Source organism: Xylophilus sp. (assembly GCA_009914555.1).
GTDB lineage: Bacteria > Pseudomonadota > Gammaproteobacteria > Burkholderiales > Burkholderiaceae_C > WNDY01.
In genome coordinates this window covers 1-12,155 of record WNDY01000088.1, presented here as the reverse complement: position 1 = coordinate 12,155, position 12,155 = coordinate 1, and the positions used below count along the sequence as shown (strand labels likewise).

12 protein-coding genes, 1 tRNA gene and 1 pseudogene are annotated in these 12,155 nt (G+C 67.2%); 12 read left to right on the top strand and 2 right to left on the bottom strand.

Features of this window, described 5'->3' with window-relative positions; genetic code table 11:
* Positions 1-125: 125 nt before the first annotated feature.
* The 12 genes and pseudogenes from GAK38_RS22130 to GAK38_RS22075 form a co-directional block, all read left to right on the top strand.
* Positions 126-1,577: pseudogene (locus tag GAK38_RS22130) on the top strand ((Fe-S)-binding protein); the annotation flags it as partial.
* Complete coding sequence (locus GAK38_RS22125; protein ID WP_325347079.1) at positions 1,574-2,032, top strand: HIT family protein; 459 nt, start codon at positions 1,574-1,576, stop codon at positions 2,030-2,032. The pseudogene GAK38_RS22130 and the gene GAK38_RS22125, both read left to right, overlap by 4 nt.
* Before the next feature lie 22 nt (positions 2,033-2,054).
* Positions 2,055-2,477 (top strand): DUF971 domain-containing protein, encoded by a 423-nt coding sequence (locus GAK38_RS22120; protein ID WP_325347078.1) that lies wholly within the window; start codon positions 2,055-2,057, stop codon positions 2,475-2,477.
* A gap of 94 nt (positions 2,478-2,571) precedes the next feature.
* Positions 2,572-3,303, top strand: a complete 732-nt coding sequence (gene ubiE / locus GAK38_RS22115) for a bifunctional demethylmenaquinone methyltransferase/2-methoxy-6-polyprenyl-1,4-benzoquinol methylase UbiE (protein ID WP_325347077.1) — start codon at positions 2,572-2,574, stop codon at positions 3,301-3,303.
* 59 nt (positions 3,304-3,362) lie between these two features.
* Positions 3,363-4,394, top strand: coding sequence for a Tim44 domain-containing protein (locus GAK38_RS22110; protein WP_325347076.1), 1,032 nt, complete (start codon positions 3,363-3,365; stop codon positions 4,392-4,394).
* 53 nt (positions 4,395-4,447) lie between these two features.
* Positions 4,448-5,005, top strand: a complete 558-nt coding sequence (locus GAK38_RS22105; RefSeq protein WP_325347075.1) for a ubiquinone biosynthesis accessory factor UbiJ — start codon at positions 4,448-4,450, stop codon at positions 5,003-5,005.
* Positions 5,002-6,570, top strand: a complete 1,569-nt coding sequence (ubiB, locus tag GAK38_RS22100; RefSeq protein ID WP_325347074.1) for a ubiquinone biosynthesis regulatory protein kinase UbiB — start codon at positions 5,002-5,004, stop codon at positions 6,568-6,570. The genes GAK38_RS22105 and ubiB overlap by 4 nt, the downstream gene beginning before the upstream one ends.
* Before the next feature lie 71 nt (positions 6,571-6,641).
* Positions 6,642-8,087, top strand: coding sequence for a sodium:solute symporter family protein (locus tag GAK38_RS22095; RefSeq protein WP_325347073.1), 1,446 nt, complete (start codon positions 6,642-6,644; stop codon positions 8,085-8,087).
* Between the two features lie 70 nt (positions 8,088-8,157).
* Positions 8,158-8,481, top strand: coding sequence for an FmdB family zinc ribbon protein (locus tag GAK38_RS22090; RefSeq protein WP_325347072.1), 324 nt, complete (start codon positions 8,158-8,160; stop codon positions 8,479-8,481).
* A 6-nt stretch (positions 8,482-8,487) separates the two neighbouring features.
* Positions 8,488-9,114 carry a DUF502 domain-containing protein gene (locus tag GAK38_RS22085; protein WP_325347071.1) on the top strand — a complete coding sequence of 209 codons (627 nt, stop codon included), beginning with the start codon at positions 8,488-8,490 and terminating at the stop codon, positions 9,112-9,114.
* 87 nt (positions 9,115-9,201) lie between these two features.
* The gene (gene aspS, locus GAK38_RS22080; protein WP_325347070.1) at positions 9,202-11,010 is read left to right on the top strand and encodes an aspartate--tRNA ligase; all 1,809 of its coding nucleotides are present in this window, start codon (positions 9,202-9,204) and stop codon (positions 11,008-11,010) included.
* Between the two features lie 49 nt (positions 11,011-11,059).
* Positions 11,060-11,136 (top strand) — tRNA-Ile (locus GAK38_RS22075).
* 23 nt (positions 11,137-11,159) lie between these two features.
* On the opposite strand, the gene GAK38_RS22070 is transcribed toward GAK38_RS22075, so the two are convergent.
* Together GAK38_RS22070 and GAK38_RS22065 are read right to left on the bottom strand one after the other, a co-directional pair.
* Entirely contained in the window at positions 11,160-11,729 is a 570-nt protein-coding gene (locus GAK38_RS22070) for a tyrosine-type recombinase/integrase (protein ID WP_325347080.1), read from the bottom strand.
* A 30-nt stretch (positions 11,730-11,759) separates the two neighbouring features.
* On the bottom strand, positions 11,760-12,155 hold a 396-nt coding region (locus GAK38_RS22065; protein ID WP_325347069.1), incomplete at its 5' end, for an IS3 family transposase.

Sequence of the window (12,155 nt, the reverse complement as noted above, 5' to 3'; positions counted from 1 at the left end):
GCCGCACGGCCTCCTGCTTGAACTCCAGCGTGTACTTCGCTCTCGTTTGCTTCTCGTTCAATTCATGCTCCCGTCCCGGCATTCTCCGGGTTGGGGCTATGCACTCCAGGAATCGGGGGCAACTTCAAAGCGACATCGGCGCGATCGCCGACAGCGTCAAGGACTGCCTGCGCTGCGGCAAGTGCAAGCCGGTCTGCGCCACCCACGTGCCGCGGGCCAACCTGCTCTACAGCCCGCGCAACAAGATCCTCGCGACCTCGCTGCTGGTCGAGGCGTTCCTCTACGAGGAGCAGACCCGGCGCGGCGTGTCGCTGCAGCACTGGCAGGAGTTCGAGGACGTGGCCGACCACTGCACCGTCTGCCACAAGTGCGCCTCGCCGTGCCCGGTGAAGATCGACTTCGGCGACGTCACGATGAACATGCGCAACCTGCTGCGCAAGATGGGGCAGAAGAGCTTCCGCCCCGGCAACGCGGCTGCGATGTTCATGCTCAACGCGACCAACCCCGAGACGATCAAGCTCGCGCGCGGCGCGATGGTCGGCGTGGGCATGAAGGCCCAGCGCGTCGCGGCCGACCTGCTGCGCGGCTTCGCGAAGCGGCAGACGGCGCATCCGCCGGCAACCGTCGGCACGCCCTCGGTTGCCGAGTAGGTGATCCACTTCGTCAACAAGAAGATGCCGGGCGGCCTGCCGAAGAAGACCGCGCGCGCGCTGCTCGATATCGAGAACCCGGACTACGTGCCGATCATCCGCAACCCGCGGGCCACCACGCCCGAGACCGAGGCAGTGTTCTACTTCCCCGGCTGCGGCTCGGAGCGCCTGTTCAGCCAGGTCGGCCTGGCCACCCAGGCGATGCTGTGGCACGCCGGTGTGCAGACGGTACTCCCGCCAGTATACCTCTGCTGCGGTTATCCACAGCGCGGTAGCGGCCAATACTACAAGGCCGACCAGATCATCACCGACAACCGCGTGCTGTTCCACCGCGTGGCCAACACACTCAACTACCTCGACATCAAGACGGTGGTGGTGAGCTGCGGCACCTGCTACGACCAACTGCAGGGCTACGAGTTCGACAAGATCTTCCCGGGCTGCCGGATCATCGACATCCACGAATATCTGCTCGAGAAGGGCATCACGCTGGCCGGCAAAAACGCCTATCTGTACCACGACCCCTGCCACACGCCGATGAAGCTGCAGGAGCCGATGAAGACGGTCAAGGCGCTGGTTGGCGACAACGTGTTGAAGAGCGACCGCTGCTGCGGCGAATCGGGCACGCTCGGCGTGACCCGGCCCGACATCTCCACGCAGATCCGCTTCCGCAAGGAGGAGGAGATCCGAAAGGGCGAGGCCGCGCTGCGTGCCCAGGGCGCCGTAGGCGAGAAGGACAACGTCAAGATCCTCACCAGCTGCCCGAGCTGCCTCCAGAGCCTGTCGCGCTACGGCAACGACCTGGCCAACGGCCTGCTCGAAGCCGACTACATCGTGGTCGAGATGGCGCGCCAGATCCTCGGCGAGGAATGGATGGCGCAGTACGTGGCCGCCGCCAATGCCGGCGGCATCGAGCGGGTGCTCGTATGACCGCAGGCTGCCCGCTCTGCGACGGAGACGGCGGCGCGCTGGTCTGGCGCGGCGCCCGGCTGCGCGTGATCCGCGCCGACGAGGCCGGCTTTCCGGCCTTCTACCGCGTGGTCTGGAATGCGCACGCGCCCGAGCTGTCGGACCTGTCGGCCGCCGAGCGCATCGAATGCCTCGATGCGGTCGTGGCGGTGGAAGAAGCGCTGCGCGCGCACCTGCGGCCGGCCAAGATCAACCTGGCCGCGCTCGGCAATGTGGTGCCGCACCTGCACTGGCACGTGATCGCGCGCTTCGGCTGGGACAGCCACTTCCCGTCGCCCGTCTGGGCCGCGGCGCAGCGGCCGCGCGACGCGGCGCTGGAGGAAGCCGTGCGCGCCCGCCTGCCCGAACTGGAGCAGGTCCTGGCGGCGCGGCTCGCGGCCGCCGAGGCGGCGGGCGGCGACAATCGCGTTTCCTGAAACGAACCGTCGTCTCGTCTCCATGGCAGGTCTGACCCCCGGCGATCCCACGCCCGCATCCATCACCGCGCACGGCCAGTCGCGCGTGCTCGAAGTCGCTTTTTCCGACGGCGCCGCGTTCCGCATCCCGTTCGAGCTGCTGCGCGTGTATTCGCCGTCGGCCGAAGTGCAGGGCCACGGCCCGGGCCAGGAGGTGCTGCAGACCGGCAAGCGCGAGGTGACGCTGGAGGCGCTGGAGCCGGTCGGCAACTATGCCGTGCGGCCCACCTTCTCCGACGGCCACGAGAGCGGCATCTACACCTGGGCCTATCTCTACGAACTCGGCCAGAAGCAGGAGCAGCTCTGGGCCGACTACCTCGGGCGCCTGCAGGCCGCGGGCGTGGACCGCGACACGCCGATGGCCGTGCGCGGCGCCGGCGGCGGGCACGCCTGCGGCGGCCATTGAGCCACCTCTTTCCCGGCGTGCGCCGCATGCGAATACCCGTGTCCGCACGGGGTTGTCGCTGTACGCGCCCTGGGCTTCTCTCTAGGATGCATGCATGACGACGACCCATTTCGGTTTCCAGTCGGTGGACGAGCAGGACAAGGCGCGCCGCGTGCGCGGCGTGTTCGACTCCGTCGCGCCCAAGTACGACGTGATGAACGACCTCATGTCGGGCGGGCTGCACCGCGCCTGGAAAGCCTACACCGTGATGGTGGCCAACCTGCGCGAGGGCGACGAGGTGCTCGACATCGCCGGCGGCACCGGCGACCTCGCGATGGCGTTCTCCAGAAAGGTCGGCCGCACCGGCCGGGTCGTGCACACCGACATCAACGCGGCCATGCTGTCCACCGGCCGCGACCGTTTGATCAACGCCGGCATCGTGCTGCCCACGGCGGTCTGCGACGCCGAACAGCTGCCGTTTCCCGACAACCATTTCGACCTGGTCAGCGTGGCCTTCGGCCTGCGCAACATGACCCACAAGGACCGGGCGCTGGCCGAGATGGTCCGCGTGCTCAAGCCGCGCGGCCGGCTGCTGGTGCTGGAATTCTCCAAGGTCGCCAAGCCGCTGGAAAAGGCCTACGACTGGTACTCCTTCAAGGTGCTGCCGTGGCTGGGCCAGCGCGTGGCCGGCGACTCCGAGAGCTACCGCTACCTGGCCGAATCGATCCGCATGCATCCGGGCCAGCAGGAGCTCAAGGCCCTGATGCAGGCCAACGGCTTCGGCCATGTCGACTACCACAACCTGACGGGTGGCGTTGCCGCGCTGCACGTCGGCATCAAGTGCTGAGGCGCCGCAGCGGCGCCGGAAGCGAACGAGCGAATGGAAAGAGAGGCACGAGGATGACGATGATGAAACTGGGAGCCGCCCTGCTGGTCGGTGCGCTGGCGCTGGGGCACCTTGATGCCGAAGCCGCCCGCCTGGGCGGCGGCAGGTCCGTCGGGCGGCAGTCGGGCAACGTCATGCAGCGGCAGGCCACGCCGCCGGCCCCTGCGGTGCCGGCCCAGCAGCAGAACAATGCCGCACCCGCGCGGCCCGCCTCGCCGGCGCCTGCTGCGCCGGCAGCCGCGCCGCGCAAACCCTGGGGCTCCCTGCTCGGCGGTCTGGCCGCGGGCCTGGGACTGGCCTGGCTGGCGCATTCGCTCGGCTTCGGCGCCGCGTTCGGCCAGTTCCTGCTCATCGCCCTGCTGGTGCTGGTGGCTTTCGCGGTCATCGGCCTGGTCACGCGCTCGCGCCACGGCAACGCGCAGCCGGCGGCCGCAGGCAATGCGCCGTTCGCCTTCCAGGGCGCGGGCACCGGCAACGTGCCGGTGGCCGTCACGCCACGCCGGTACAGCCCCGACAAGGTCGGCAACGACGCGTCGGCCCGCCCGTGGGAACAAAGCCAGACTTCGTTCGAGGCCAAGGCGGCCCAGCCCGCGGGCGGCGGCGTGCAGATCGGCGCGGCACTCGGTGGCGGCGCAGCGGCGCTGTCGGGCTCGCAGAGCTGGGGCATTCCGGCCGGCTTCGACACCGCCGGCTTCCTGGCCGCGGCCAAGCGCAACTTCGTCACCCTGCAGGATGCCTGGGACCGTTCCGACATCCCGACCCTGCGCTCGATGATGACCGACGGCATGCTCGGCGAGATCCGCTCGCAGCTGGCCGAGCGCGAGAACCACCTCGGCGGCCAGCCGAACAAGACCGACGTGGTCGTGGTCGAGGCGCAACTGCTCGGCATCGAGGACCTGGGCGACGACTACATGGCCAGCGTGGAGTTCTCCGGCATGATCCGCGAGGAGCCCTCGGCCGGCCCGAGCCCGTTCCGCGAAGTCTGGAACATGACCAAGCCGAAGAACGGTGTCAGCGGCTGGCTCGTGGCCGGCGTGCAGGCCCTGCAGTAACCGGGCGTCTGCGGCGGCTGCGCGGCCGCCTTTCAGGGAATAATCGGGGGACCATGGCCACACCACAGTCCCCCTTCCCGTTTCTGGACACGCTGCTGCGCAGCTTTTCCGCCGGTCCGACGCCGGCGCAATGGCTCATCGACGGGGTGCACCACCGCGCTGTGCTGTTCCTCAACCATGTGCTCGGCCAGGAACCCCAGGCCACCGAGCGCCTGGCCCGGCAGAAGGGCCGCGTCGCCCGCGTGCAGTGGCGCCAGTTCAGCATCCCGCTGCTGGTCACGCCGGCCGGGCTCCTCGACGTGGCATCGGTGAATGCGCTGCCGGACCTGACCATCGTCGTCACCGACGAGTCACCGCTCGATCTCGCCCGCGCCGCGCTGCGCGGCGGCAAGCCCGCGATCCGAATCGAGGGCGACGTGCAGTTGGCCGCCGACATCCACTGGCTGGCCGACAACGTCCGCTGGGACGCCGAGGAAGACCTGTCGCGCGTCATCGGGGACGTGCCGGCTCACACGCTGGCGCGCGCTGCACGCGGCGTGGCCGAGGCGCTGCGCCGATTCGTTGGCGCAGCGCGTCCGCAGGCGGCGGATCATCGCAAGGCCGTTCCGTGAGGCGCTTCCTCCGCGGAGCGACCATCGTCTGGATCGCACTGCGCTACGGGCTCGACGAGCTCGTGCTCACCAGTTTCCAGAAGCCCTGGCTGCGCGTGGCGGCGCGGGTGCTGTCGTTCGGCCGGCGGCTCGATGCGCCGCGCGGCCAGCGGCTGCGCGAGGCGCTGGAGCGGCTCGGCCCCATCTTCGTGAAGTTCGGCCAGGTGCTGTCGACGCGGCGCGACCTGCTGCCAGTGGACATCGCCGACGAGCTCGCACGCCTGCAGGACCGCGTTCCGCCCTTCAGCAGCGCGGTGGCCGTCGCGACGATCGAGCGCGCCTTCCGCCGGCCGGTCGATGCCGTCTTCACCCAGTTCGACCGCGAGCCGATCGCCAGCGCCTCGATCGCCCAGGTGCACTTCGGCCGCATCGTCGACGGCGAGGGCCGCGAGCGCGAGGTGGCCGTCAAGGTCCTGCGCCCCGGCATGCGCCCCATCATCGACCAGGATCTGGCGCTCATGCGCATGATGGCCGGCTGGGTCGAGGGCCTGTCGGCCGAGGGCAAGCGGCTGAAGCCGCGCGAGGTGGTGGCCGAGTTCGACAAGTACCTGCACGACGAGCTCGACCTGCTGCGCGAGGCGTCCAACGCCGCCCAGCTGCGGCGCAACATGCAGGGCCTCAACCTCGTGCTGATCCCCGAGATGTTCTGGGACTTCTGCCACACCGAGGTCATCGTGATGGAGCGCATGCACGGCGTGCCCATCAGCCAGCTCGACCGCCTGCGCGAGGCCGGCGTGAACATCCCGCTGCTCGCACGCGACGGCGTCACCATCTTCTTCACCCAGGTGTTCCGCGACGGCTTCTTCCATGCCGACATGCACCCGGGCAACATCCAGGTGAGCCTGGCGCCCGAGACCTTCGGCCGCTACATCTCGCTGGACTTCGGCATCGTCGGCACGCTGACCGAGTTCGACAAGGGCTACCTCGCGCAGAACTTCACCGCCTTCTTCCGGCGCGACTACAAGCGCGTGGCCGAGCTGCACATCGAAAGCGGCTGGGTGCCGCCGGGCACGCGCGTGGACGAGCTCGAATCGGCCATCTGCGCGGTCTGCGAGCCGTACTTCGACCGGCCGCTGCGCGAGATCTCGCTCGGCATGGTGCTGATGCGGCTGTTCCAGACCTCGCGCCGGTTCCATGTCGAGATCCAGCCGCAGCTCGTGCTGCTGCAGAAGACGCTGCTCAACGTCGAGGGCCTGGGCCGGCAGCTCGACCCGGATCTCGACCTCTGGAGCACGGCCAAGCCGTTCCTGGAGCAGTGGATGCTCGACCAGGTGGGCCCCAAGCGCCTGTGGAAACAGCTGCGCGACGAGGCGCCACTCCTCACCAAACTGCTGCCGGCGCTGCCGCGGCTGCTCCACGACTACCTCCAGCAGCGCCCGGCCGACCACCGGCGCGCGCTGGAGGAACTGCTGGTCGCGCAGAAGCGGACCAACCGGCTGCTGCAATCGCTGCTGATCTACGGCGTGGGTTTTGCTTTCGGCGTGTTCGCGACGCTGCTGCTGATGCGGAGCTGGGTCTTCCGCTGACCCGGACGGGGGTTGTGCGGGGCGTTGTCGAAAACTCCCGATAATCGCCGCCGCATTGCAAAGGAGCCCCTGTGCTGTTGACCCTGGTCGTCGTCTATCTGCTGGTCACCATCGCCATCGGCCTCGTGGCCGCCCGGCGGGTCCGGAACACGGCCGATTTCGCCATCGCCGGGAGGCACCTGCCGCTGTTCATGATCGTCACCACCACGTTCGCGACGTGGTTCGGCTCCGAGACAGTGCTGGGCATTCCGGCCAAGTTCATCGCTGGCGGCCTGGGCAACGTGGTCGAGGACCCGTTCGGCGCCGGCTTCTGCCTGATCCTGGTCGGCCTCTTCTTTGCGGCGCGGCTCTACCGCATGACGCTGCTGACCATCAGCGACTACTACCGCGAGCGCTACGGCCGCGCGGTCGAGGTGGTCTGCTCGCTCATCATCATGCTGAGCTACCTCGGCTGGGTGTCGGCCCAGGTCACGGCGCTGGGCCTGGTGTTCCACCTGCTGTCGGGCGGATCGGTGTCGGTGGCCGCAGGCATGGCGATCGGCGTGGTGTCGATCCTGGCCTATACGCTGTTTGGCGGCATGTGGTCGGTGGCGGTCACCGACTTCATCCAGATGATCATCCTGGTGGCGGGCCTGGCCGTCATCGCAGTATTCGCCAGCGACATGGCTGGCGGCGCGCAGCAGGTGGTCGACCTGGCGACGAGCCGCGACCTGTTCCGCTTCCTGCCGGAGCCCGGCTTCCACGACACCGTGTTCTTCATCGGCGCGGCCGTCACGATGATGTTCGGCTCCATCCCGCAGCAGGACGTGTTCCAGCGCGTCATGTCGGCCAACAGCGAGCGCGCGGCCACGCGCGGGCCGGTGATCGGGGGCGTCTGCTACATCCTGTTTGCCTTCGTCCCGATGTTCCTCGTGGTCAGCGCGCTGATCATCATGCCGGAGCAGGCGCAGGCCCTGCTGGCCGACGACCCGCAGAAGGTGCTGCCCACGCTGGTGCTGACCCGGATGCCGTTCGCGATGCAGGTGATCTTCTTCGGCGCGCTGCTGTCGGCCATCAAGTCCACCGCGTCTGCCACGCTCCTTGCGCCGAGCGTGACCTTCACCGAGAACATCTGGCGCCAGTTCCGCCCGCACGGCTCGGACCGGCAGCATCTGCGCACCATGCGCATCACCACGCTGGCGTTCAGCCTCTGCGTGCTGGCCTATTCCATCCACATGGAAGGCACGTCGATCTACGAACTGGTCTCCGGCGCCTACCAGGTACCGCTGGTCGGCGCATTCGTGCCGCTGGTCGCGGGACTCTACTGGCAGCGGGCCACGACCCAGGGCGCGGTCTTCGCCATCGTGCTCGGGCTGGCGGCCTGGCTCCTGTTCCTGGCCGCGCCGGCGGGCGAAGCATTCCCGGCGCAGCTCGCCGGCCTGCTGACCTCGGTGGCCGGCATGCTGCTGGGCTCGCTCGGTCCGCAGTCCATCCGCAACCGCCATGCCGGCCACCACCGCCTGGCAGGCCAGGTCTGAGCCGTATCAGAATAGGGCCACGGCCTATAATTGAAGGCTTTGCGCCTTCATCTCGCCGTTTTTCGACGCCATGCCCATCTATGCCTACAAATGCGGCTCCTGCGGCCATGCCAAGGACGTGCTGCAGAAGATTTCCGATGCTCCGCTGACCGTCTGCCCGGCCTGTGGCGCAGCCACGTTCGCCAAACAGGTCACGGCTGCCGGCTTCCAGCTCAAGGGATCGGGCTGGTACGTGACGGATTTCCGCGGCAGCGGCAATAACAACGGCAGCGGCGGCTCCGGCGAAGGCAAAGCCTCTGCACCCGCTGCGGATGCCAAGCTGGCCCCCGATGCGGGCGCCACCTCAGCGCCAGCCCCGGCTGCTGCGGGCGGCAGCACCGCGTCGTCGAGCTGATCCGGGATGGCTGCCTTGCGCAAATGGCTTCTCGCGGGCCTGCTGGTCATCGTGCCGGTGGGCATCACCGTCTGGGTACTCGACTGGGTGATCAGCACGCTCGACCAGACCTTGCTGATTCTGCCGTCGGCCTGGCATCCGGACAAACTGCTCGGCTTCCACGTGCCGGGCTTTGGTGTGCTGCTCACGCTGCTGATCCTGCTCGTCGTCGGCGCGGCGGCCAGCAACTTCCTGGGCCGCACGCTGGTGCGCTGGGGCGACAGGCTCGTCAGCCGCATCCCGGTGGTGCGTTCCATCTATTCGAGCGTCAAGCAGGTGTCGGAGACGCTGTTCTCCGACAGCGGTCAGGCTTTCCGCAAGGCGGTCTTGGTACAGTGGCCCCGCGAAGGTGTCTGGACGGTGGCGTTCGTGACGGGGGTGCCTGGCGGCGACGTGGCAACCTACCTGCGCGGCGACGAATACCTGAGCGTGTATGTCCCGACCACGCCGAACCCCACCGGCGGCTACTTCGTCATGCTGCGCAAGAGCGACTGCATCGAGCTCGACATGAGCATCGACGAGGCGTTGAAATACATCGTGTCGATGGGCGTGGTGGCACCGGCGGCCCCGGCGCTGCTGGACCCGCCCCGGTAGGCTGGAAGAATCGTCGGCCGTGCTGTCGAAGAGCGCGGCACACCCCGTGAGTACAGACGCCCGCGAGGGCGGCAGGAAGAAATTGTTATGGCTATGCGTTCTCACTACAGCGGTCTGGTGACCGAGGCCCTGCTGGGCCAGACCGTGACGCTGACCGGCTGGGTCAACCGCCGCCGCGACCACGGCGGCGTGATCTTCGCCGACCTGCGCGACCGCGAAGGCCATGTGCAGGTCGTGTTCGACCCCGACCGCGCCGAGACCTTCAAGGCCGCTGAGGGCCTGCGCAACGAGTTCTGCGTGCAGGTCAAGGGCCTGGTGCGCGCACGTCCCGAAGGGACGGTCAACGAGAGCCTCCGCAGCGGCAAGGTCGAGGTGCTGGCGTACGAGCTCGTGGTGCTCAACCCGTCGGTCACGCCGCCGTTCCAGATGGACGACGACAACCTGTCGGAAACCACGCGCCTCACGCACCGCGTGCTGGACCTGCGCCGCCCGCACATGCAGAAGAACCTGCTGCTGCGCTACAAGACGGCGATCCAGGTGCGCAACTTCCTCGACAAGGAAGGCTTCATCGACATCGAGACGCCGATGCTCGGCAAGAGCACGCCCGAAGGCGCGCGCGACTACCTCGTGCCCAGCCGCGTCCACGACGGCCAGTTCTTCGCGCTGCCGCAGTCGCCCCAGCTCTACAAGCAGATGTTGATGGTGGCCGGCTATGACCGCTACTACCAGATCACCAAGTGCTTCCGCGACGAGGACCTGCGCGCCGACCGCCAGCCCGAGTTCACCCAGATCGACTGCGAGACCTCGTTCCTCAACGAGGAAGAGATCCGCGCGATCTTCCAGCGCATGATCTCCGAGGTGTTCAAGACCCAGCTGGGCGTGGACCTCGGCGAGTTCCCGATCATGACCTACCAGGAGGCGGCCCGCCGCTTCGGCTCCGACAAGCCGGACCTGCGCGTCAAGCTCGAATTCACCGAGCTGACCGACGCGGTCAAGGATGTGGACTTCAAGGTCTTCTCGGCGCCGGCCACGACCAAGGGCGGCCGCGTGGTCGCGTTGCGCGTGCCCGGCGGCGGCCAGCTCTCGCGCGGCGAGATCGACGGCTACACCGAGTTCGTCAAGATCTACGGCGCCAAGGGCTTGGCCTGGATCAAGGTCAACGAAGCATCCAAGGGCCGCGAAGGCCTGCAGTCGCCGATCGTCAAGAACCTGCACGACGCGGCCCTCGCCGAGATCCTGAAGCGCACCGGCGCGCAGGACGGCGACCTGCTGTTTTTCGGCGCCGACAAGGAAAAGGTGGTCAACGACTCGATCGGCGCGCTGCGCATCAAGATCGGCCACAGCGAATTCGGCAAGAAGACCGGCCTGTTCGAGAACCGCTGGGCGCCGCTCTGGGTGGTCGACTTCCCGATGTTCGAGCACGACGAGGAAGAAGACCGCTGGGTCGCCGTGCACCATCCGTTCACCTCGCCGAAGGACGGCCACGAGGACCTGATGGACACCAACCCGGGCGCCTGCATCGCCAAGGCCTACGACATGGTGCTCAACGGCTGGGAGTTGGGCGGCGGCTCAGTGCGGATCCACCGCGCCGAGGTGCAGAGCAAGGTGTTCAGTGCGCTGAGGATCACGCCCGAGGACGCACGCGCCAAGTTCGGCTACCTGCTCGACGCGCTGCAGTATGGCGCGCCGCCCCACGGCGGCCTGGCCTTCGGCCTGGACCGCCTGATCACGCTGATGACCGGTGCCGAATCGATCCGCGACGTCATCGCCTTCCCGAAGACCCAGCGTGCGCAGGACCTGCTGACCCAGGCGCCGTCGCCTGTGGACGAAAAGCAGTTGCGCGAGCTGCACATCCGCCTGCGCAACACGGCTGGCACGACGCCGGCGGCAAGCTGATATTGATTGTGAAATCGGGGTGCTGGAGCGCAGGCTCCGGTTCCCTTGGGGGCCGTTAGCTCAGTTGGTCAGAGCAGAGGACTCATAATCCTTTGGTCGTTGGTTCAAGTCCAACACGGCCTACCAAAAATGTCAATGAAAACAAGCACTTAGCTTTTTTGGTTAGGTGCTTTTTTCTTGGAGCTTCCGACCGACTTCCGACCGGGATTTGCGAGGGGGTTCAGCGCCAGTACCTCTTGCATGTGGTCCGGGGCCAGGTGGGCGTATCGCATGGTCATCGTCAACGATGCGTGTCCCAACACCCGCTGAAGCGTCAGGATGTTGCCGCCGTTGATCATGAAGTGGCTGGCGAATGTGTGCCGCAACACGTGGCTGGCCTGGCCTTCCGGTAACGGTAGGCCGGCGCGTTCCAAAGCTTTGAGGAATGCGCCGTAACTGCTGTCGAATAGACGGTCTGTGTCTTTTGGCCTGGTGGTTGCGTGTGCTTCGATGGCGTCGGCCAGCTCCTGAGAGATTGGCACCGCCCGCGTCTTCTTCGATTTCGTCTGAGCGAACTGGACGCGGCCAGCTCGTACCTGTTGTGTCTTCAGTCCTTCGCACTCGCCCCATCGTCCACCGGTCGCAAGTGCGACTTTGGTGATGAGCTTGACGTGCGGATTGGAGGACTCGTCCAACGCTTGCATGAGCGTGTCGATCTGCTGTGAGGTTAGGAATGACAGTGATCTTGCCCCTGATTTACGGACACCTATCTAAGCGACGTTGGCCAGCTCGTACTGCTCTGGGCTGAGGTAGCCCAGGGTCGAGTGCAGCCGGATCCGATTGTAGTCAAACACATGAGCCTTGGCCTGCTCCCGTGTGGCGAGGTGTTCACCATGGATGGCCTCGACCTTCAGACTGTGGTTCCAACTCTCCATTGCTGCGTTGTCGTAGCAGTTGCCTCTGGCACTCATGCTGGCGATCAAAGCGTATTGCTCCAACAGGGCGCGGTGCTCGCGCGAGCAGTATTGGCTACCACGGTCAGTATGCACGATCACTCCCCGAGGCCGATTGCGAGCAAACAGCGCCATGCGCAGCGCGTCGCAAACCAGCGTAGCCGTCATGCGCTCAGACATCGACCAGCCCACAACCTTACGCGAATACAGGTC